Source organism: Nonomuraea sp. NPDC049400 (assembly GCF_044466425.1).
Taxonomy (GTDB): domain Bacteria; phylum Actinomycetota; class Actinomycetes; order Streptosporangiales; family Streptosporangiaceae; genus Nonomuraea.
The window spans coordinates 146,936-168,446 of the sequence record NZ_JBITMP010000004.1 but is presented as its reverse complement, the minus strand read 5'-3'; the positions used below and the strand labels follow the sequence as shown (position 1 = coordinate 168,446).

Genomic DNA, 21,511 nt, shown 5'->3' with positions numbered 1-21,511 from the left:
GAAGACCGGGAACGGGGGGAGAAATCACCATGAAGAGAGCTGTGTTCGATGTCACGATGCTGATCGCGCGCGTCGTGACCGGCGTGATCTTCCTGGCTCACGGCCTGGAGAAGTGGATGGCCGGCCTCGGACCCACGGGTCGGGCATTCGCCGGGATGGGAGTCCCGATGCCCGAGCTCGCCTCCGCGTACGCGACCATCGTGGAGACCGTCGGCGGCCTCTTCCTGATCCTGGGCCTGCTGGTCCGGCCGGTGGGGCTGCTGTTGCTGCTCAACATGCTCGGCGCGATCGTCTTCGTGCACTCCGGCCGCGGCATCCTGACCACCACCGGCGGCTGGGAGCTGCCTGGCCTGCTCGGGGCGCTGGCCTTGCTGTTCCTGGCGCTCGGTGGCGGGCGGATCGGGATCGACGGGCTGTTCGGCGCGATGTTCCGCAGGCGCGCGGAACGCCGGGCCGCCGAGGAGGAGCTCGCCGCGCACGCTCCGGGCGCATCTGGTCCGGAGCCGTCGAACGTCACGACCGTGAACGGCGGCCCCACCACGCCCACATCGTCCAATGAACCGGCGGAGCCGCGCGTGCCCAGGCAGCCTTCCGAGCACCGGTCAGGCATGATCGACGACGACGACATGAGGGACATCGACGCCCTGGTCTCCGACGAGCCGCCGCCGCACCGCAAGCCGCCGAACAGGGCATGAGGCTCAGCGCGCGACGAGCTCCCGCAGCGCCTGTACCAGCCGGTCCACGTGCTCCTCCGTGGTGCCGATGCCGATCGAGGCCCGCACCGCGGAGGCGGTGCCGTCCTCGCAACCCCCATCGGTCTCGTTGAGGAGGTGCCGGACGAAGGGGTGCGCGCAGAACTTCCCGTCGCGCACCCCGATGCCGTACTCGCTGGACAGCACCTCGGCCACCTCGCGGGCGGAGTAGCCGTCCACGGTGAACGACACGATGCCGACGCGCGGGTGGTCATCCCCCCACAGCGACAGCTCACGCACGCCCTCGATCGCGGCGAGCCCGGACCGCAGCCGGGCGATCAGCCGCTCCTCCTCGTGCACCAGCGCGGTCCAGCCGGTGGCCGTGAGCGCGTCGCAGGCGGCGGCCAGCGCGATGGCGCCCAGCACGTTCGGGGTGCCCGCCTCGTGCCGCGGCTCCGGGTCGTCGTGCCACTCGGTGTCGTCCCCCACGGAGCGCACCGCGCCCCCGCCCTTGAGGTACGGCTCACCCTGCGCGAGCCAGTCCCGCCGCCCGACCAGCACCCCGGCGCCGAACGGCGCATACAGCTTGTGCCCGGAGAAGGCCACGTAGTCGAGGTCGAGCGCGGTCAGGTTGAGCTGCCGGTGCGGTACGAGCTGGGCGGCGTCCACCAGGATGCGGGCCCCGTGCCGGTGCGCGATGTGGGCCAGGGCGGCGATGGGCCAGAGCTCGCCGGTGACGTTCGAGGCGGCGGTGACCACGAGCAGCTTCGGCCCGTCGATCCCGGCCAGCGCCTCGTCGGCGGCGCGGACGGCCTCGCCGGGGAAGGCGGGCGGCGCCAGCCGTACGGACTTCTTCCAGGGGAGGAGGGAGGCGTGGTGCTCGGTGTCGAAGACCACGGTGGTCGTGCCGGCGGGCAGGCAGCCGGCCAGGAGGTTCGTGGCGTCGGTGGTGTTGCGGGTGAAGATCACGGAGTCGTCCGGGCGGGCGCCGACGAACGCCCTGACCGTGTGGCGGGCCTGCTCGTAGCGGGCGGTGGTCAGCTGGGAGGCGTAGCCCGCGCCCCGGTGGACGCTGGAGTAGGCCGGGAGCGCGGCGGTGACGGCGGCGCTGACCGGCTCGAGACAGGGCGCGCTGGCGGCGTAGTCGAGGTTGGCGTAGCCGACGAGCCTTCCGCCCTTGACCGGCACCTCGAGATCGTCCCCGAGCACGGCGGGAATGGGCCTGCTCGTGGCGGTGGGAACCGCCTCGACGGGCTGGGCGGGAATGGAGTTGAAGATCGTCAGCGTGGGCACGGCACATCTCCCTCAGGGTCATCGGACCCCTGGAAGCAGCCACGGAGCCCGCGCTTGCCCGCCACACCTCGTGACGGACCAGGTCTTCACCCGGGGCACCCCGCCGCGGACGCGAGGGTTGCCGGCCAGCTAGCCGGGGCTTGTCGCTGGCACTCATGACCTACGACGGGCACTATAACCCAAATCCCACCTTCGATCGCAAGTCGGCGAACTTCTGCGGCGCGTCACTCGTTGCTACCGGAAACCCCCGCCCACGTAGTCATGGAGGTACGCAGAATGTTGGACTGGGTGGCCGACCCGCAGATCTGGATCGGCTTCTTCACCCTGGTCGCCCTGGAGATCGTGTTGGGCATCGACAACATCATCTTCATCTCCATCCTGGCCGGGAAGCTACCTCCGGAACAGCGCGACAGAGCCCGCGTACTGGGCCTGGCCGCGGCCCTGATCAGCCGCCTGCTCCTGCTGCTCGGCCTGTCGTGGGTGGTGCAGCTCACCGAGCCGTTGTTCGCCGTCTTCGGCCACGACATATCGGGACGCGACCTGATCCTGCTGCTCGGCGGCCTGTTCCTGCTGGGCAAGAGCGTCACCGAGATCAGCCACAGCATGGACGGTCCCGCGGGCGGGGACGGCAAAAAGGTCGCCGCCGCCTCCTTCACCTCGGTGATCCTGCAGATCATGGTGCTGGACATCGTGTTCTCGCTCGACTCCGTCATCACCGCCGTCGGCATGGTGGACCAGCTCGGCGTGATGATCGCGGCGGTCGTGGTGTCCGTGCTGGTGATGCTGTTCGCCTCGGGGCCGATCAGCAGGTTCGTGGACCGGCACCCGAGCATCAAGATGCTGGCGCTGTCGTTCCTGGTGCTGATCGGCGTGGTGCTCATCGCCGAGGGCTTGGGCCAGCACATCCCCAAGGGCTACATCTACTTCGCCATGGCGTTCTCGCTCGTCGTCGAGCTGCTGAACATCCGGATGCGCAGCAAGCGCGTCCACCCGGAGCAGGAGGATTCGGCTTCTAGTATGAAATAGTGCGCTTTGACCCTTGGGATCCGGATTTCGTGGCTCACCCGTACGGCGTGTACGACGAGCTGAGGCGCGAGTCGCCCGTCAGCTACTTCGAGCCGACGAACCAGTGGCTGATCTCACGCCACGCCGACGTGAACGCCCTGCTCAGGGACCGCCGCCTGGGCAGGTCCTACCTGCACGTGGCCACCCATGAGGAGTTCGGCAGGCCGCCGGAGCCGGAGTTCCACGAGCCGTTCTGGCGGGTGATCAGGGCGGGCATGCTGGATGTGGAGCCGCCGGTGCACACCAGGCTGCGCCGGCTGGTCTCCAAGGCGTTCACGCCCCGCATGGTCGAGTCGCTGCGGCCCCGGGTGCGCGCCATCGCCGAGGGCCTGGTGGACGCGTTCGTGGAGAAGGGCGGCGGCGACCTGATCGCCGAGGTGGCCGAGCCGCTCCCGGTGACGGTGATCGCGGAGATGCTCGGCATCCCCGAACACGACCGACACCTGCTGCGCCCCTGGTCGGCGGACATCTGCGGCATGTACGAGCTCAACCCGACGCCGGACGCCCAGCACGCGGCGGTACGCGCGGCGTCGGAGTTCGCCGGCTACCTCAAGACCCTCGCCGCGCAGCGGCGCCGGACCCCGGGCGAGGACCTGGTCAGCGCGCTGGCGGCGATTGACGAGCTGACCGAGGACGAGCTGGTCGGCACGTGTGTGCTGCTGCTCAACGCCGGCCACGAGGCCACCGTGAACGTGACAGGCAACGGCTGGTGGTCCCTGTTCAGGAACCCCGCCGAGCTGGCCCGGCTGCGCGAGGACCGCTCGCTGCTGCCCACGGCTGTCGAGGAGCTGATGCGCTGGGACACGCCGCTGCAGATGTTCGAGCGCTGGGTGCTGGAGGACATCGAGGTGCACGGCGTGGAGATCCCGCGTGGGTCGGAGGTGGCGCTGCTGTTCGGCTCGGCCAACCGCGACCAGGCGGTGTTCGAGGAGCCGGACCGGCTCGACGTGGGGCGCGCGGACAATCCGCACATCTCCTTCGGGGCCGGCATCCACTTCTGCCTGGGGGCGCCGCTGGCCCGCATCGAGCTCATGGAGTCGTTCGGCGCGCTGCTGACCCGGGCGAACAAGCTGGAGCTGCGGCAGGAGCCCGCCTGGAAGCCCGGCTACATCATCCGAGGGCTGGAGTCCCTGGAGGTCAGCGCCGCTGGCTGAGCCAGCCGAAGCCGCCTAGGCCGGCCGGATCGATCAGCTCGCCCTCCTCCGAGGCCCGGGCCAGGGCCCGAACATAGCCCCGCGGATCGGTGTGCGCCAGGTCGATGGGCGGCCGGGTGCCGGTGATCCCCAACGCCTTCAGCGCCTCACGCTGTGTGGACAAGGTTGTGGATATCGCACCGGCTCGCCGCCCGGCCTCCGCGCACGCGTCGAGGGCCACGTGAGCCGTGATGTCGCAGGTCCCGTCGGGGATCGGGGCAACGACGGCACCGTCGCGGTAACCGGTCAACGTGCCACAGAGCGGCCGGTTATCCACAGCATGTGCATAATCGATGGCAATCGCCCGGCCGCGGTTGAGACGTACCAGGACAGAGGCCCATGCCTCATCGCGGGGCCGGCCGATCTCCGCGCGCGAGCCCACGCGGGACAGCGGCCACCACCGGTCGAGCCAGGCGCGGTCGGCGGGACGCAGCGTGCCGCCGAGGCGCTCCTCGCCCGTGTGGACGTCCACCATGATGAGGCGCGGCCCGTCGGCGGTCTGCTCGGCCACGTCGAGCGGGATGTTGTCGAGCCACTCGTTGGCGATGGCCAGGCCGGTGATGCCGGTGGGCAGGCTCCGCCGCCAGGTGACTCGCTCGGGCAGGCCCTCTGGCCTGGGGGAGAGGTCGACGGCGGTGACGCGGAGCCGGTCGCGCAGCATGGGCTCGGCGGCGGCGAGCACCTGGGTGACCAGCGTGCCCTCGCCCGCGCCGATGTCGACCAGGTCCAGCACGTCAGGGCCGCCGAGCTCGGTGTCCACCTCCGTCAGCAGCCCCAGCACCGCGTCGGCGAACGCCGCCGAGGCGCTGACCGAGGTGCGGAAGTGGCCCGAAGGGCGTTCGCGAAGGTAGAAGCCCTCCTCGCCGTACAGCGCACGCTCCGTCGCGGCGCGCCAGGTGAGCCACATGTCCTGGACTATCTCATGATTTCTTGTTGACACGCATCGTTATCAAACGACTACTCATGGTCGCCGACTTGCGGTAGCTTTACCCTTCGTCATCGAGTGATCGCGTTCCGCCAACCCTCATTTGGCGGAGCCCTTCGCTTCCGAGCAGAGCACCCCAGCGGCCCAGGCCGCGCAACCGAGAGGAACCCCCGTGCTGAAGAAGGTCATGGTCGTCGCAGGAGCCTTCGCCATGCTGTCGCTCGCGACCCCGGCGCACGCCGACATCACCAGTGGCGACGGCAGCGTGCTCGGCGGCAACCAGGTGCACGTTCCGATCGCCATCCCGATCAATGTCTGCGGCAACGCCGTGGCCGTCATCGGCGTCGCGTTCGCCGGCTGCAAGGGTGGCGCTCACGCCCACGTCCCGAGCCACCACTGACAACGAGACAAACCCGGGCCGGCGCTCGTCCGGCCCGGGCTGTCACTCCGGCTGGCCGGTCGGCGAGCGGCCAGTCGGCGCACCTCCAAGAGGTCACATCAGCGCGGGCGTCGGTCCTGGATGAGGGACCCGGCGCCCGCTGCCATGCGATGAGACCCCTCTCCTCATCTCTTCCGACAGGGGGTGCACCATTTTGTATGCCCTTGTCGCTTTTGTCGTTAACTCAACATGCGGCAAAACAGCGGTCACATCTGCAGTCACGAAAGGCCGTTACGCTGGTCGGCGGTGCCATATCGACAGAGGTGTGACGTCATGGACGCAGGGGATCGCCCGGCACGGCTGACTGTCGGCGTGCTGGGGGCGGGCAAGGTCGGCTCGGCCCTCGGCGCCGCGCTGGCGCAGGCGGGGCACCGGATCGTGGCCGCGAGCGGCGTTTCGGAAAATTCACAGCGATGGGCGGCCGATCGGCTCGGCGTCAAGCTGTCCAGGCCCGACGAGGTCGTCGGGGCGGCCCAGCTCATCCTGCTCACCGTGCCCGACGACGCGCTGCCCGACCTCGTCAACGGGCTCGCCACCACGGGCGCCGACCTGCAGGGCAAGCTGCTCGTGCACACCAGCGGGGCCTACGGGCTGTCCGTGCTCGACCCGGCGGCCAGAGCCGGCGCGCTGCCGCTGGCGCTGCACCCGGTGATGACGTTCACGGGCAGGGACGACGACATCAACAAGCTCACCGGCATCTCGTACGGCGTGACCGCCCCCGACGTGCTGCGGCCGATCGCCGAGGCACTGGTGATCGAGATGGGCGGCGAGCCTGTCTGGATCGCCGACGCCGACCGCGCGCTCTACCACGCGGCGCTGGCCGGCGCCGCCAACCACATGGTCACGCTCATCGCCGAGTCACAGGAGCTGCTCGGGCGCATCGGCGTCGAGCACCCGGGGCGGATGCTGGGCCCGCTGCTCGGCGCCGCGCTCGACAACGTGCTGAGACTGGGCATCGCCGGGCTGACCGGTCCGGTCGTCCGCGGCGACGCGGGCACCGTGCGCAAGCACGTGGACGCGCTGATCCTGGCGGCGCCCGAGGCGGCCGACGCCTACATCGCGCTGGCCAGACTCACGGCCGACCGGGCACTGGCCGCCGGGCTGCTCAAACCGGAGGAGGCGGAGCGGCTGCTCGACGCGCTGGGCGGCAATATATGGACTTAATCGTCCCGTTCGGAGGCTGACTATGGAGCTGATCGTCGCCAGGCACAGGGAAGACCTGGTCAAGGCGCGGCGTGGTGGTGAGGTGGCGCTGGTGCCGACCATGGGCGCGCTGCACGAGGGCCACCGGTCGCTGATCAGGCAGGCCCGGGCCCGCGCCGATCAGGTCGTGGTCAGCATCTTCGTCAACCCCCTGCAATTCGGCCCAAACGAGGATTTTTCCCGATATCCCCGTACGTTCGACGCCGACCTTGACGTGTGCCGGGCGGAGGGCGTGGACGTCGTGTTCCACCCCGACGCCGAGGTGATGTACGCGCCGGACCGCCAGGTGAGCGTCTCCGCCGGCCACATGGGCACGGTCGTCGAGGGGGCGTCTCGCCCCGGCCACTTCGACGGCGTGCTCACGGTCGTGCTCAAGCTGTTCAACCTCGTCCAGCCCGACCTCGCCGTCTTCGGCCAGAAGGACGCCCAGCAGCTCGCGCTCATCCGCCGCATGGTCGCCGACCTCGACCTGCCGATCGAGATCCTGGGCGCGCCCACCGTACGCGAGCCCGACGGCCTGGCGCTGTCGAGCCGCAACCGCTACCTGTCCGACGACGACCGGCAGGTTGCGCTGGCGCTCTCCCGCGCCCTGCGGGCGGGCGCGGCGGAGCTCACCCCGGCCAGGATCCGCGCGGCGGCGCGGCAGGTGCTCGACGCGGCGGGGCCGGGGCTCGAGGTCGACTACCTCGCGCTGGTCGACCCGGCCACGTTCGCCGACGTCGACGAGGCGCACGAGGGGACGGCCGTGCTCGCGGTGGCCGCCAAGGTGGGCGCGACCAGGCTGATCGACAACGTCACCCTCACCTTGGGTCCCGCCTCTTAGGACACCCGGACCCCGGGGCATGGGCACGCTGCGCCAGGCGTTATCGTCATGTTGACGAAATCGCCTCAGTGAGGAGACCCCTGATGAGTGCACCGGCGATTCCCCTGCGGCTGACCGCGCCCGCGCCGGGCTGGACCGTCGAAGCGGACGTGGTCGTCATCGGCTCGGGCATCGCGGGCCTGACCGTGGCCCTGCGCCATGCCGAGCTGGAGCCGTCCGCCAAGGTGCTGGTCGTCACCAAGGATGTGCTGTCGGCGGGCTCCACCCGATGGGCGCAGGGCGGCATCGCGGCCGTGCTCGATCCCCGTGACACCCCCGACGAGCACCTGAACGACACGTTGCTCGCCGGAGTCGGGTTGTGCGACACGCGGGCCGTACGCACGCTCGTCACGGAGGGGCCCGGCGCGCTGCGGCGGCTCATGGAGCGTGGCGCCCGCTTCGACCGCACCCCAGATGGGGAGCTCCAGCTCACGCGGGAGGGCGGGCACCGGCGGCGCCGGATCGTGCACGCGGGCGGCGACGCCACGGGAGCGGAGGTGCAGCGCGCACTCATCGAGGCGGCCCGCGCCGAGCACATCGAGGTGATCGAACACGCGCTGGTGCTCGACCTGCTCAAGGACGCCAGGGGCCGGGCCACGGGCGTGACGCTGCACGTCATGGGCGAGGGCGCACGTGACGGGGTGGGCGCGGTGCGCGCCAGGGCGGTGGTGCTGGCCACCGGCGGCATGGGCCAGGTGTACGCCGCCACCACCAACCCCGCCGTCTCCACCGGCGACGGGGTCGCGCTCGCGCTGCGGGCCGGGGCCGTGGTGCGCGACATCGAGTTCGTCCAGTTCCATCCGACCGTGCTCTGGCTCGGCGAGGGCTCGACCGGTCAGCAGCCGCTGATCTCCGAGGCGGTCAGGGGCGAGGGCGCGTACCTGGTGGACCACGAGGGCGGCCGGTTCATGGAGGGCGTGCACGAGCTCGCGGACCTCGCGCCGCGCGACGTCGTGGCCAAGGCGATCATGGGCAGGATGCGCGAGACGGGCCGCGACCGCATGTACCTCGACGGCCGCCACTTCGGCCGCGAGAAGTGGGAGTCCCGTTTTCCCACGATCTACGCCGTCTGCCGCGAGCACGGCATCGACCCGGCGACCGAGCCGATCCCCGTGGCGCCCGCCGCCCATTACGCGAGCGGCGGCGTCCGCACGGACCTGCACGGCCGTACCTCGATCGAGGGCCTGTACGCGTGCGGCGAGGTGGCCTGCACGGGCGTGCACGGCGCGAACCGGCTGGCCTCGAACTCCCTGCTCGAGGGGCTCGTCTTCGCCGAACGCATCGCCGAGCACATCCACGCGGTACGCCCGTCGCCGGGCGAGCCGGCAGCGGACGGAGCGGCGACCGGGCTGGTGGACCCGAGGGTCAGGCCCAGGATCCAGGCCCACATGAGCACCGGGGTGAGCGTGCTGCGCAGCCGCGAGTCGCTGCTGGCCACGGCCAGGGCGCTGCGCGACGCCCGCTGGACGCCGGTCGAGGTGCCCGCCTGCACCGAGTCCTGGGAGGCCACGAACCTGCTCACCGTCGCCACCGTGCTCACCGGCGCGGCGGCGGCCAGGCTCGAGACCCGCGGCTCACACTGGCGCGAGGACTACGACACCCGAGACGACAACGACTGGCTCGGCCACCTGGACGTGACCCTGACCGAGGAGGGCCCCCGCATGACGTACACGCCTCACGAAGACGTGATGCCGCCGCGCCTGGCGCAGGAGCTCACCGCAGCCGGGCTGGACCCGGCCGAGGTGGACGCGCTGATCGACCGGGCGCTGGCCGAGGACCTGCAGGAGGCGGGCGACGTGACGAGCCTGGCCACGATCCCCGCGGAGCAGTCCTGCGCGGGCGACGTGGTGGCCCGCAAGGACGGCATCGTGGCGGGACTGGCCGTGGCCGAGGCGGTCTTCGTCCGGCTGGGCGCCGCCCGTACGGAGAGAAGGGCCAAGGACGGCGAGCGGGTGCGGGCCGGAGACGTGCTCATGACGGTCGAGGGGCCGGTGCGGGCCATGCTGACGGCCGAGCGCACCGCGCTCAACCTGCTCACGCACCTCTCGGGGGTGGCCACGCTGACCGGCAGGTGGGTGGAGGCGATCAGCGGCACGGCGGCGCGCGTGCGTGACAGCCGCAAGACGCTGCCGGGGCTGCGGGCCCTGGAGAAGTACGCCGTGCGCTGCGGCGGCGGCGTGAACCACCGGATGTCGCTGTCGGACGCCGCACTGATCAAGGACAACCACGTGGTGGCCGCCGGCGGGGTGGCCGAGGCGTTCAGGGCGGTCAGGGAGCGCTACCCGGACCTGCCGATCGAGGTGGAGGTCGACCGGCTCGACCAGCTCGAGGCCGTGCTGGACGAGGGGGCCCAGGAGATCCTGCTGGACAACTTCACGATCGAGGACACGGCGCGGGCCGTACGAGTCGTGAAAAATCGGGCGAAAAACAGGGTTGCGCTTGAAGCCAGCGGGGGATTGACCTTGGAATCGGCTCGCAGTGTGGCCGAAACTGGCGTTGACTACCTGGCGGTGGGGGCGCTGACGCACTCTGCACCGGCCCTGGACATCGCACTGGATCTGCGGGGGTAATTGATGCTGCTCACGATCGACGTCGGCAACACGCACACGGTGTTGGGGCTGTTCGAGGGCGAGGACGTCATCGAGCACTGGCGGCTGGCCACCGACGCCCGCCGCACCGCCGACGAGATCGCGGTCGTACTCCAGGGCTTGCTGGCGCAGTCGCCGCTGCTCAAGGGGGCCGACATCGACGGCATCGCCATCTGCTCCACGGTCCCGAGCGTGCTCAACGAGATGCGCGAGATGTGCCGCCGCTACTACGGCGACGTCACGGCGGTGATCGTGGAGCCGGGCATCCGCACCGGGGTGCCCGTACGCATGGACAACCCCAAGGAGGTCGGCAGCGACCGCATCGTGAACGCGCTGGCGGCCATCGACCAGTACGGCGGGCCCTGCGTCATCGTCGACTTCGGCACCGCGACGTCGTTCGACGCGGTGTCGGCCAAGGGCGAGTACGTCGGGGCGGTCACCGCGCCCGGCATCGAGATCTCGGTCGACGCGCTGGCCGCCGCCGGGGCGCAGCTGCACAAGGTGGAGCTGGTCAGGCCGCGCTCGGTGATCGCCAAGAACACGGTGGAGGCCCTGCAGGCCGGGATCATCTACGGGTTCGCCGGCCAGGTGGACGGGATCGTGGAGCGCATGGCGGCCGAGCTGGCCGACGACCCCGACGACGTGACGGTGGTGGCCACGGGCGGGCACGCGGGCCTGGTGGTGGGCGAGTCGCGCTCGATCGACGTGCACGAGCCGTGGCTGACGCTCATCGGGCTGCGCCTGATCTACAACAGGAACACGACCTGACACGGAACAAGCGGCCCCCGCTCCGGTAAGGGGGCCGCTCGCGCATGTCCGGGGTTGATCGTCACTCGCTCTCGGCGGTGTAGATGTAGTCCCAGGAGCCACACTTCTTCGGGTAGTTGCTGTACTGGCCGATCTGGCAGACCTTCACCCGCAGGCTGTGGACGTCGTGCTCCTGGAAGAAGAACTTCTTGTAGCCGGGGTAGCCGCAGTACTTCCTGGAGTAGACCTGGGACCAGTCGCCGTCGAAGTCGCCGGCCTCGAACTTCACGAATGCGCACTTGCCACCCTCGTCAGCGCTGCGGTTGTCCAGGTCGTAGAGCCGGCCCCGGACGGTGACCTCGTTCGACTCGCCGTCCTCGTCCCAGTTGACGCCGATCCAGCCCTGCGACTTGGCGAGGTGGTTCTTGGCGTAGACGGCACCCCAGGAGGTGGAGTAGTCGTAGCCGGCCGTGGCGGCGTTGGCGGCGGAAGGAAGCGACAGGGCCACTGCGCCGGTCGCGGCGACGGCCAGCAAACCGGTCGCGATCTTCTTCAACATCTTCTCTCCTTGAGCTCCCCTCGGACCGGCTCCCTGCCGGCTCCCCCCTCGAGCTCGTGAGATATTGATAGGCGAGGGCTCTTGCACAGGTCCTGCAGCGTTCCTGCAGCGGACCGACGAGGCCTTGCAGTTCGCCATATCCCCTACCCTTTGATGTTGTGAGCGACGAACTTCCCGAGCAGATGCGCATCCGGAGGGAGAAGCTCGACCGCCTTCGCAGCGAGGGCGTCGACCCTTACCCGGTGAATTTCCCACGTACGGCGACCAACGCCGAGGTCAGGGAGAAATACCAGGGCCTGGAGCCCGACACCGCCACCGGTGACACGGTCGCGGTCGCGGGGCGCGTCATGCTCAACCGCGTGGGCGGCAAGCTCTGCTTCGCCACGATCCGCGACGGCGGCGGTGACCTGCAGGTCATGATCTCGCTCGACAAGGTGGGCGAGGAGTCGCTGGCCGCGTGGAAGCGCGACGTCGACCTGGGCGACCACGTGGGCGTCAGCGGCGAGGTCATCACCTCCCGGCGCGGCGAGCTGTCGATCCTGGCCGACAGCTGGCAGATCACCGCCAAGTGCCTGCGCCCGCTGCCGGAGAAGCACGTCGGCCTCACCGACCCCGAGGCGCGCGTCCGCCAGCGCTACGTCGACCTCATCGTCAACGACGAGGCACGGAAGATGGCCCGCCTCCGCAGCGCCACGGTGCGCGCGGTGCGCGACTTCTGGCACGAGGAGGGCTACCTCGAGGTCGAGACCCCGATGCTGCAGCCCATCCACGGCGGCGCGACGGCCCGGCCCTTCAAGACCCACATCAACGCCTACGACATGGAGCTCTACCTTCGCATCGCGATCGAGCTCTACCTCAAGCGGCTGGTGGTCGGGGGCGTCGAGAAGGTCTTCGAGATCAACCGCAACTTCCGCAACGAGGGCGCCGACTCCACGCACAACCCCGAGTTCACGATGCTGGAGGCGTACGGCACCTACCTCGACTACAACGACATGGCCGACCTGACCCAGCGGATGTACCAGAAGGCCGTGGTGGCGGCCCTGGGCACGTCGGTGGTCGTCCACGACGGGGTCGAGGTGGACCTGGGGATCGCCGAGTGGCCCCGCATCACCCTGTACGGCGCCGTCTCGGCGGCCGTGGGTGAGGAGATCACCACCGCGACCACCCTGGAGGAGCTCCGCAAGCTCGCCGACCGCCGCGAGATCCACTGGGACCCGAAGTGGGGCGCGGGCAAGCTGGTGCAGGAGCTCTTCGAAGCCCTGGTGGAGCACACGATCGTGCAGCCCACATTCGTCATGGACTACCCGCTGGAGACCTCCCCCCTGACCCGTCAGCACAGGGAAAACCCGCTGCTGACGGAGAAGTGGGACCTGATCGGCTTCGGCACGGAGCTGGGCACGGCCTACTCTGAGCTGATCGACCCGATCGAGCAGCGCCGCCGCCTGACGGAGCAGTCCCTCCTGGCCGCCGGCGGCGACCTGGAGGCCATGCAGCTGGACGAGGACTTCCTGCAGGCCCTGGAGTACGCCATGCCGCCCACCGGCGGTGTGGGCGTGGGGATCGATCGCATGATCATGGCCTTCACCGGCAAGAACATCCGCGAAACGATCCTGTTCCCGCTGGTCAAGCCCACCCACTGACCGGGTCAGGGCACGAGGACGAGGCGGCCGCGGAGGCCGCCGGCGGCCAGGCGGGCATGGGCGTCGGCGGCCTTGTCCAAGGGATACGTGTCCGCCACCCGCAACGTCAGCCGCCCACCTTCCACCAGCCGCACCACCTCCGCGAGCTGGGCGGCGTCGGCGCGGAAGAACACGGTGGCGACGTCGATCCCACGCAGCCCCACGGGCGCCACCCCCGCGGAGAGGGCGACGAAGGCCCCGCCGTCCCGCACCGCGTCCAGAGCAGCCAGGCCGAGCACGGCCGCGTCCACGACGGCGTCCACGCCCCCGGGGACAAGGGCACGCACGGAGGAGGCCACGTCGTCACCCCGGGGCACGAACCACTCTGCCCCCATCCCTCGCACCAGTTCCTTGTCCCCGGCCCCCGCGATCGCCGCCACCCGGGCGCCGCGCTGCGCGGCCAGCTCGACCAGGTAGCCGCCGACGGCCCCAGCCGCCCCCGTGACCAGCAGCGTACGTCCGGGGCCGGCGCCCGCGCGGTCGAGCGCCTGCCAGGCCGTGAGCGCGTTGAGCGGGATCGTGGCCGCCTCCACGGCCGTGCGGCCGCGGGGCGCCCGCGCCACCGCCGAGGCGTCGACCACCACGTAATCGGCCTGCGCCTTCACCGGTAGCTCGAGACGCGCCACGAGCCCGATGACCTCCTCTCCCACACGGAACGCGGCACCGTCCCCCACCTGGTCGACGGTGCCCGCGACGTCGAAGCCGAGCCCGTACGAGTCCAGCCTGCGGGCCACGCCGTAGTCCACGAGCGTCCCTGCGGCCACGGCGAGGTCGAACAGGTTGACCCCGGCCGCCGCCATCTTGATCCGCACCTGTCCGGGTCCCGCGGTGGGCACCGGCACCTCCACGAGCCGAGGAGAGCCGGAACCGCCGATGAGTGCACGCATGTTCGTCATGCGGACGAGCGTAGGAAGAGTTACTCTCTTCTGGTAAGTAGACACCTGAAAGTGCGTAACCCACCCACGAGGAGGAGAGAGTGGCCACGAAGACGGCGGCGGAGCGGCGCGACGAGGCCAGGCAGGCTTTCGACGCGTACTTCGCCCAATGCCCCTCCAGGAAGCTCCTCGACCGCCTCAGCGACAAGTGGGTCACCCTCCTGCTCGGCGCGCTGGCGGATGGGCCACGCCGCTACAGCGACCTGGCCAGGCGCATCGCGGGCGTCAGCCAGAAGATGCTCACCCAGACCCTGCGCACCCTGGAGCGTGACGGCTTGGTCTCGCGCACGCTCACTCCCTCGGTGCCCGTACGGGTGGACTACGCGCTCACCCCGCTGGGCGAGAGCCTGATGCCGCTGGTGATCGCGATCAAGAACTGGGCGGAAACGCACATAGAGGACGTCGAGGCGGCCAGGGACCGCTACGACGCGGGCAATACCTGACCCCTCACGGCAAGTGGTCGTGGAACTACCTTCTGGCTTGCCGGTTTCCGATCCGAGGCCGGTTGTCAGCATCGGGTCAAGGTCGTCGGCGGGTGTCCCGTTCCAACCTCGCCGACGCCCGGGTCTCGGCATGATCGCTATGAGGGGCGCCGGGTACGCGCACCCGGAAACGAGGCACTCCGGCGCGGGCGGTGACGCGTGAAGCCCGGCGGCGGCCGCATGAATACCCGCGGGCCAAGCGGAGCAAGCGGCTCCGAACAATCCGGTAGGCGCGTCGGGCCGGCCTTTTCAATGGCCTGACCTGGATCTCCCGGCAGGCTACGAATCGCCGTACAAAGCGAGCGATTGGTGGTTCACCACACGAGCGGAAGATCTTGCCCGGCCCGCTCAGCCGACAATGACCGGCTTATGGATCACACCGAAACTTCGCGCCGAACGGATCAAAATCGGGAACGTCCCGAGGCCCATTGATAGCGTGCGGTAAGCCCCAAAGAGATCACTCATCGCCGGCCGGGCGTTCTGACATATCGCGAGTGCGTCACATATAACGGATCATGTCAATAGCCCCCGTCAAGTGCGGCGATTGTCATGCTTGACGTCCTTTCCACGATGCGTTTACCGTCTCCGAGGAGCGGCTTTGGCCCATCTGTGAGGTCCGAGTTCTGCTGTTGGGGGGAGGGCTCCCGGTGGATGTGCTCACTGAAGACATTGAGCTGAGCCATGCGGATTTGGTGCTGCTGGCGGAGCTGGCCAGGGGAGTCACGGTCGATCGGGTGGGCAGACGTCTGGATATCAGCGGGCGCACCGTACGACGGAGATTGCGCGGCATCTGCGACCGCATCGGCGTCGCCACGGCGATCGAGGCCGTGGCCTGGGCCGCGCGCCGCCAGCTGATCTAGCCGCGACCCGGCTGTCAGTCGGCGATGCGCACGGCGCCGGCGAACGGCCGCCTGGCGATCGACGCGATCCGTACGACGTCGCCCGTCTGCGGGGCGTGCACCATCATGCCGCCGCCGATGTAGATGCCCACGTGGTGCAGGTCGCTGTAGAAGAACACCAGGTCGCCGGGGCGCAGCTCCGAGCGCGAGATGTGCCTCCCCGCGGTCCACTGGTTGCCCGTGTAGTGCGGCAGCGAGATGCCCACCCGCTGGTACGCCGCCATGACCAGCCCGGAGCAGTCGTAGGAGCTCGGCCCCTCTGCGCCCCAGACGTACGGCTTGAGCTGCTGCGTGAGCGCCCACCGCGCGGCCTCCGCCGCCTTGCCGCTGCCCGCGATGGGCAGGTTGACGCGCACGGCGCGCGTGCCGGGCTGTCCCGCCTCGCCGAGGGCCCGCTTGAACAGGCTGCTCTCGACCTTGGCCACCATCGTGGTGATCTTGTCGCGCTTGGACTTGAGGTCGTCGACGATCTGCTGGACCTCGTCGATGCGTGCCTTGGCGCCCGCCCTGGCGCGGGCGGCGGCCTCCATGGCCTTGGCGAGCTGGTTGATCTCCTCGCCCTGCTCCTGCTCCAGCGCGTACGAGGTCGCGGCGCGGTTGAGGAAGTCCTCCGGATCCTTGGAGGTCGCGAACGCCAGGGTCCTGGTGAAGCCGCCCGTGATGTAGGCGTTCTGGGCGAGCAGGGCGGCCTTCGCGCGCTTGGCGGCCAGATCCGTCTCGCTGGTCGTCAACGTCTTCTGTGCCGCCTCAGAGGCCTTCTTGGCCGACTTGAGCTTCTCCCGCTGGCCGTTGTACTGCTCGGTCAGCGTCTCGATCTGGGTGTGCAGCTCCTGTGCCTGGGCGGCGAGCTCCTTCAGCGAGGGCTTGGGGTCCGCGGACGCCGAACCGACGGGGATGGCGAACAGCAGCGCGGCGACTGTGAGACTCACCACACCGACGTGGCGCGGCCGCCGTGCCCGTTCCGGAGGGCGGGCGTGCTTGCCCGCTGACTTCCTCCCACCGTCACGCGTGCGCTTCACCAACCAGCTCCTCTCATAGACGCCTACCGGGTTAGCTGACGGGTTCGGGCCGGAGCAGCCCTACCGAGAGACTCGGACTCACCCCTGTGATGGCGCTGGAGGTCGCCACCTGTGGGTCCCCGGCTCCCCTTTCGGGAATTGAGCGTGCCCCCCGTACGACATACGGGGAACATTGTCGCTGGACACTAATGCACTCCAGGTTCGTGCTCAACCAGAACTGCCAAGTCTGTAGAGGTTTCACAACCGAAGGGTCACAAGGTGATCTCGTGATCACCTGTGCGGAACTGACCTTATGCCCTCTATGTCCGTGCTTTCGCGCTTACCCCCACCGGGTGCGAGCTCCGTGCTCATCTGGCCACGAGATGTAACAGGATGGGCCCAGACATGGGAGTTAGGGCCGAGCCGTAATGAGATCTGTACTCTGGAGAACCATGGAGCAGGTGGCCGAACTGACAGCGCCCGAGACCGCGGTGGTGGTCCGGCGAGCCCGCACGCCCGACGTGCGCGCGGTCAGGCGCCTGGTGGACACCTACGCGGGCGCGGGTCCGCGGCTCCTGAAGAAGGCCACAGTGACGCTGTACGAGGACGTACAGGAGTTCTGGGTGGCCGAGCGAGGCGGACAGGTTGTCGGCTGCGGCGCGCTCCACGTGCTCTGGGAGGACCTCGCAGAGGTCCGCACGGTGGCCGTGGATCCCGAGTGCCGGGGGATGGGCGTCGGCCACCGGATCGTCTCCGCGTTGATCCAGCAGGCTAAAGACCTTGGTCTGCGACGTGTATTCTGTCTCACTTTTGAGGTCGACTTCTTCGCGAGGCACGGATTCCGCCCGATCCAGGGCACGCCGGTCTCACACGAGGTCTACGCCGAGCTGCTGGCCTCGTACGACGAGGGTGTGGCGGAGTTCCTCGACCTGGAACACGTCAAGCCGAACACGCTGGGCAACACCCGCATGCTGCTCCATCTGACATCGGGTGACGCGGACCTTGACTAGCTGAAAAGGTGATTGTTGATACCTATGTCGATACGTTGGGCAGCACAGGCATGTGTCCTGACACGTGCCACACGCGCACTCGAAGCGAGGTGACACGGTGAGCACCGGACAGCCGCCGTATCCACAGGACGACTCCGGCGACAAGCCCGCCGGCACCCCGGAATACGGACAACAGAACGCGGGTCGCCACCCCGGCGAGCCCGACCCCGACGTGACTGTGGTCGGCTACCGGGCGGACGATGCCTACGGTCAGCAGCCCCAGTACGGCCAGCAGGGCTACGGCCAGCAGCCCCAGTACGGCCAGCAACAGCAGCAGTATGGCCAGCCCCAGTACGGCCAGCAGCCTCAACACGGTCAGCAGGGCTACGGCCAGCCCCAGTACGGCCAGCAGCCGCCCTCGGGCCAGCAGTACGGCCAGCAGCCGCAGGCCCAGCCGGACTACGGCCAGCAGCCGCAGTATGGTCAGCAGCCCCAGTATGACCAGCAGCAGTACGGCCAGCAGCAGCAGTCGGGCCAGCAGGGCTACGGCCAGCAGCCTCAGTATGGTCAGCAGCCGCAGTCCCAGCCCGGCTACGGCCAGCAGGGCTATGGCCAGCAGGCTCAGTCCCAGCCGGGTTACGCCCAGCCGGGCTACGGCCAGCAGCCGCCCTCGGGCCAGCAATACGGCCAGCAGCCGCAGGCCCAGCCGGACTACGGCCAGCAGCCGCAGTATGGCCAGCAGCCCCAGTCCCAGCCGGACTACGGCCAGCAGGGCTATGGCCAGCAGGCTCAGTCCCAGCCGGACTACGGCCAGCAGCAGTACGGCCAGCAGCCCCAGTCCCAGCCGGACTACGGCCAGCAGCCTCAGTATGGTCAGCAGCCGCAGTCCCAGCCCGGCTACGGCCAGCAGGGCTATGGCCAGCAGGCCCAGTCCCAGCCGGGTTACGCCCAGCCGGGCTACGGCCAGCAGTACGGCGACCAGCAGTACGCCCAGGGCTACGGGCAGCCGCAGCAGTACGGCCAGCCGGGCTACGGGCAGGCCTACGGTCAGCCTGGCCCGGTGGGGGTGCAGCCGCCCGGAGCGCCGGCACCGCTGGCGGAGTGGTGGCAGCGCCTGGTGGCGAGGATCGTCGACGGCGTCATCTTCGGCGTCCTCTACACGGTCATCTCCATCGTCGTCGGCCTGCTCACCGTGAGCTACGACTCCGCCACGGGTTACAGCAGCGGCTTCCTGAGCGGCTTCGTCGCGAGCATGCTCAGCTATCTCCTCCTGGCCCTGCTGTACGTCGGTTATGACTTCTTCATGACCAAGATGAACGGCCAGACGGTCGGCAAGATGGTCATGGGCATCAAGGTCGTGCCGGTCGGTGCCGGGATGCCGCCCGGCGGCCTGGCCACCGACGCGGCGCTCAAGCGTGCGGGCGGGACCTGGGGCTGGTACCTCCTTGGCGTCATCCCGTTCATCGGACCGCTGTTCGGCGTTGTGGGCACGGGCGTGAACGGCGCCTCGCAGCTCTGGGACAAGCCGCTGCAGCAGACGTTCGCCGACAAGTTGGCGAAGACCGTAGTGGTGAAGATCAAGTAGTTCTCGCGACAGGTAAAAGCAGGGGCCGGCTTCGTGCCGGCCCCTGTTTTATGTGCGGACGGCGTACCAAAATGAGGGGACCTGGGCCGCTGACGACGCGAGGTGGGGGTTATGGCCGGGTCACCGTCCTGGGCGGACGGGGTGCCCGCGGAATGGTGGGAACGGCTCGCCGCCCGAGCGATTGAAGCGCTCGTCTTCGGGGTGTTCTATTACATTCTGTTCATTGCGCTATGGGGCATCTTCCGAACTGTCGGGATGCTGGAGGTGCTGGACGGCCGGCTGCCCGGTGTGCTCGCGTGGCTGGCCGCGGGGCTGGGTTATGCGGGCTACGACTGGTGGGCGCATTCCAGGCGCGGCAGGACGTTCGGGAAGGCGATCATGAGGATTCGCCTGGCGCCGGGCGACGTTCCGCCCCGGGCGCTGCTCAAACGGTCCCTGGTCTATCCGGGACCCGTCATGCTGATGGGCATTCCCGTCGTCAATCTGATCGCCGGAATGCTCCTGTTCTGTGTGGGTTTGCTCATCCTGATCGACAAGCCCCTGGAACGGGGGCCGCACGACAGGCTGGCCGGAACGCACGTTGTAAAAGATCTTCGCTGAGCCATCCGCACCAGGCAGGATGCCAATTCTCAAAATTTTCCCTTGATCCGGTAAGGAGCCTGGAGAGACTGGCATTAGGCTATGGGGCGTCCGGGTTGCCGGATGTCGGCGCCCCATGACGCGTAGGGCATCTGTGCGCCGCTATGGTCGTGTCTGGGCGGTAGTCGCCTTGTGCGTCACGAGGGGCTCAGCGCCCCTCCTGGTCGCGCTCCCATCCGCATAATGCGCCCCCGAAACCCTGTCAGCCGTGGAGGCGAGGACGAATGGAAGCCCTAACAGAGGTATTGTCAGCGCTCATCCCCCCGCTCGTGGTGGGCGGCGCCTTCATCTTTGGCGTAGTGAAGTTGGTCCGATCCGAGGCCCTCGGAGGCCGCCGAAACCGTGAGGATCAGGTCGAGGAGCCAGAACTGACCGGCCGCTCAGCCGAATCCCCGCAGCGCTGAATTGTCTCCGCGCCTTTCCGGGTATATGTTTGGGCAGGCGAATGAAACAATGCTCCGCGAAAGGATTGCGTAGATGGCCAAGCAGATCCAGGAGATTCTCATCGATGACCTCGATGGGGGCGAGGCCAATGAGACGGTCAGCTTCGCTATTGACGGCTCGTCCTATGAGATTGACCTCAGCGACCTTAACGCGAAGAAGCTGAGGGACGCACTCACGCCTTTCGTGCAGCACGCGCGCAGGGCGGGCGCAGTCTCCACGCGTCGCCGCGGTCGCGGCGGCAGCCGGGCGATGAGCCGCGAGAAGAGCTCCGAGATCCGGCAGTGGGCCAAGGCCCACGGCCTGCCGGTCAGCGAGCGCGGCAGGATCGCCTCCACGGTCGTCGAGAAGTACGAGGCTGCTCACTGAGCGAGCCGCCTATCGACCATGCGCTTATGCCGTTCGCCTAGGACCCCGGCGGCCGCCATAAGCGCATGATCGTATCTGGGGGGCGGGTTCTCGAATGCCGTGTGCCCAGATGGCGATCTTCCCCCTCGCACATATGCGGGCGTTTTGGTCGTGTGTTCCGGTCCATGTCCGGCACCGTTTCACCGGCGGGGCGCCCGCATATGTGGTTACACCCCGTGGTGCGCCCGGAAAGCCGGGGGGCGGGCATACCTCATTCAACGTACGCTCGCGTCCGTACGTCGCGAGTGGGTCCCACGCTCATGGAACGCGCCATCGCCGTAAATCACGGCCACCTATAGCCTCAAGGCGATCTCCGGCCGCCGCCGCGCCTATAGCTTGATCTCTCCGAACGTAAACCCGGGCCCGCTACTGTAAGTAAACCCGCGACCGGCGGGATGGACGGCGCCGGGCAATACCGGCGCCTCGCGGGCTCCCCGGTGTCGGGTAAAACCCGCTAACCCGAGCATGGCTCGCACAAACCGCGTTCCCCCGGCATGTGGCACACAATGCCCGACCATCTCCCGTGCAGAAGTGCCCCGTGAATGGGCGCCCGTGAGCGGTTTGGTCTCATGATGCGAGATGCACTCGGTAACCGGCCTGACCAGATGGCAAGATTCCCTTGGTGTGCAGTGCGTGCCGCGTTGTGCCCACGGCGTAGCGCGGCCGTTTGGACGGGGGCCCCTCCCGTACATAGGATGATTAGGTAACGATACGGACGCGGCATCTGTGATGTGCGGGCGAAGGGGCGGGCCCCGACGCCTACTCCGTCCCGGCGCGTCCGATGGCCGATCCGTGTGGGTCCGCATGCGTCGCGAGGGGCAATTTTCCGACGCTTCCGTGAAGCGTCCTAAACATCGTTCGCTTGCGGCGTATCGGGAACACGTCACCCC

20 protein-coding genes and 2 riboswitches are annotated in these 21,511 nt (G+C 69.0%); of the genes, 15 read left to right on the top strand and 5 right to left on the bottom strand.

Features of this window, described 5'->3' with window-relative positions:
- Window positions 1–29 precede the first annotated feature (29 nt).
- Window positions 30–695, top strand: a complete 666-nt coding sequence (locus tag ACIBVN_RS06760) for a DoxX family protein (protein ID WP_397133451.1) — start codon at window positions 30–32, stop codon at window positions 693–695.
- Between the two features lie 3 nt (window positions 696–698).
- Here the strand turns inward: ACIBVN_RS06760 and ACIBVN_RS06755 are convergent, their stop codons facing one another.
- Complete coding sequence (locus ACIBVN_RS06755) at window positions 699–1,985, bottom strand: aminotransferase class V-fold PLP-dependent enzyme (RefSeq protein ID WP_397133449.1); 1,287 nt, start codon at window positions 1,983–1,985, stop codon at window positions 699–701.
- A gap of 45 nt (window positions 1,986–2,030) precedes the next feature.
- Window positions 2,031–2,146: riboswitch (SAM riboswitch) on the bottom strand.
- A 115-nt stretch (window positions 2,147–2,261) separates the two neighbouring features.
- Here ACIBVN_RS06755 and ACIBVN_RS06750 point away from each other — a divergent pair.
- Window positions 2,262–3,011 (top strand): TerC family protein, encoded by a 750-nt coding sequence (locus tag ACIBVN_RS06750; protein ID WP_397133447.1) that lies wholly within the window; start codon window positions 2,262–2,264, stop codon window positions 3,009–3,011.
- A complete protein-coding gene (locus ACIBVN_RS06745) occupies window positions 3,011–4,204 on the top strand; it encodes a cytochrome P450 (RefSeq protein ID WP_397133445.1) in 1,194 nt (397 codons plus the stop codon). The genes ACIBVN_RS06750 and ACIBVN_RS06745 overlap by 1 nt, the downstream gene beginning before the upstream one ends.
- On the opposite strand, the gene ACIBVN_RS06740 is transcribed toward ACIBVN_RS06745, so the two are convergent.
- The gene (locus ACIBVN_RS06740) at window positions 4,188–5,150 is read right to left on the bottom strand and encodes an SAM-dependent methyltransferase (RefSeq protein WP_397133443.1); all 963 of its coding nucleotides are present in this window, start codon (window positions 5,148–5,150) and stop codon (window positions 4,188–4,190) included. The genes ACIBVN_RS06745 and ACIBVN_RS06740 overlap by 17 nt on opposite strands.
- 190 nt (window positions 5,151–5,340) lie before the next feature.
- On the opposite strand from ACIBVN_RS06740, the gene ACIBVN_RS06735 reads away from it, so the two are divergent.
- The 5 genes from ACIBVN_RS06735 (at window position 5,341) to ACIBVN_RS06715 (ending at window position 11,028) form a co-directional block, all read left to right on the top strand.
- On the top strand, window positions 5,341–5,568 hold the full coding sequence (locus ACIBVN_RS06735) for a chaplin family protein (RefSeq protein ID WP_397133441.1): 228 nt from the start codon (window positions 5,341–5,343) through the stop codon (window positions 5,566–5,568).
- A gap of 312 nt (window positions 5,569–5,880) precedes the next feature.
- Window positions 5,881–6,771 (top strand): Rossmann-like and DUF2520 domain-containing protein, encoded by an 891-nt coding sequence (locus ACIBVN_RS06730; protein WP_397133439.1) that lies wholly within the window; start codon window positions 5,881–5,883, stop codon window positions 6,769–6,771.
- A 22-nt stretch (window positions 6,772–6,793) separates the two neighbouring features.
- Complete coding sequence (panC, locus tag ACIBVN_RS06725) at window positions 6,794–7,633, top strand: pantoate--beta-alanine ligase (protein ID WP_397133437.1); 840 nt, start codon at window positions 6,794–6,796, stop codon at window positions 7,631–7,633.
- Window positions 7,634–7,716: 83 nt separating this feature from the next.
- Window positions 7,717–10,242, top strand: a complete 2,526-nt coding sequence (locus ACIBVN_RS06720; RefSeq protein WP_397133435.1) for an L-aspartate oxidase — start codon at window positions 7,717–7,719, stop codon at window positions 10,240–10,242.
- Window positions 10,243–10,245: 3 nt separating this feature from the next.
- Window positions 10,246–11,028, top strand: coding sequence for a type III pantothenate kinase (locus ACIBVN_RS06715; protein WP_349447466.1), 783 nt, complete (start codon window positions 10,246–10,248; stop codon window positions 11,026–11,028).
- A gap of 61 nt (window positions 11,029–11,089) precedes the next feature.
- Here ACIBVN_RS06715 and ACIBVN_RS06710 read toward each other — a convergent pair whose 3' ends face one another.
- A complete protein-coding gene (locus ACIBVN_RS06710; RefSeq protein WP_397133432.1) occupies window positions 11,090–11,566 on the bottom strand; it encodes a hypothetical protein in 477 nt (158 codons plus the stop codon).
- Between the two features lie 158 nt (window positions 11,567–11,724).
- Between ACIBVN_RS06710 and lysX the strand changes: the two genes are divergently transcribed.
- Entirely contained in the window at window positions 11,725–13,206 is a 1,482-nt protein-coding gene (gene lysX / locus ACIBVN_RS06705) for a bifunctional lysylphosphatidylglycerol synthetase/lysine--tRNA ligase LysX (protein WP_397133430.1), read from the top strand.
- Window positions 13,207–13,211: 5 nt separating this feature from the next.
- On the opposite strand, the gene ACIBVN_RS06700 is transcribed toward lysX, so the two are convergent.
- Window positions 13,212–14,141, bottom strand: coding sequence for an NADP-dependent oxidoreductase (locus tag ACIBVN_RS06700; RefSeq protein WP_397133428.1), 930 nt, complete (start codon window positions 14,139–14,141; stop codon window positions 13,212–13,214).
- 80 nt (window positions 14,142–14,221) lie between these two features.
- On the opposite strand from ACIBVN_RS06700, the gene ACIBVN_RS06695 reads away from it, so the two are divergent.
- Window positions 14,222–14,623: a winged helix-turn-helix transcriptional regulator gene (locus ACIBVN_RS06695; protein WP_397133426.1), complete on the top strand. Its 402-nt coding sequence runs from the start codon at window positions 14,222–14,224 to the stop codon at window positions 14,621–14,623.
- 686 nt (window positions 14,624–15,309) lie between these two features.
- Complete coding sequence (locus tag ACIBVN_RS06690) at window positions 15,310–15,522, top strand: LuxR family transcriptional regulator (protein ID WP_397133424.1); 213 nt, start codon at window positions 15,310–15,312, stop codon at window positions 15,520–15,522.
- Between the two features lie 14 nt (window positions 15,523–15,536).
- Here ACIBVN_RS06690 and ACIBVN_RS06685 read toward each other — a convergent pair whose 3' ends face one another.
- Entirely contained in the window at window positions 15,537–16,580 is a 1,044-nt protein-coding gene (locus tag ACIBVN_RS06685; protein WP_397133422.1) for an NlpC/P60 family protein, read from the bottom strand.
- Window positions 16,581–16,585: 5 nt separating this feature from the next.
- Window positions 16,586–16,735: riboswitch (cyclic di-AMP (ydaO/yuaA leader) on the bottom strand.
- A 276-nt stretch (window positions 16,736–17,011) separates the two neighbouring features.
- Here ACIBVN_RS06685 and ACIBVN_RS06680 point away from each other — a divergent pair.
- From ACIBVN_RS06680 to ACIBVN_RS06665, 4 genes are all read left to right on the top strand, one after another.
- Window positions 17,012–17,569, top strand: a complete 558-nt coding sequence (locus tag ACIBVN_RS06680) for an amino-acid N-acetyltransferase (RefSeq protein ID WP_397133420.1) — start codon at window positions 17,012–17,014, stop codon at window positions 17,567–17,569.
- A 97-nt stretch (window positions 17,570–17,666) separates the two neighbouring features.
- The gene (locus tag ACIBVN_RS06675; protein ID WP_397133418.1) at window positions 17,667–19,133 is read left to right on the top strand and encodes an RDD family protein; all 1,467 of its coding nucleotides are present in this window, start codon (window positions 17,667–17,669) and stop codon (window positions 19,131–19,133) included.
- A 111-nt stretch (window positions 19,134–19,244) separates the two neighbouring features.
- A complete protein-coding gene (locus ACIBVN_RS06670; protein WP_397133416.1) occupies window positions 19,245–19,733 on the top strand; it encodes an RDD family protein in 489 nt (162 codons plus the stop codon).
- A 516-nt stretch (window positions 19,734–20,249) separates the two neighbouring features.
- Window positions 20,250–20,582, top strand: coding sequence for an Lsr2 family protein (locus ACIBVN_RS06665; RefSeq protein ID WP_090937978.1), 333 nt, complete (start codon window positions 20,250–20,252; stop codon window positions 20,580–20,582).
- Window positions 20,583–21,511 lie beyond the last annotated feature (929 nt).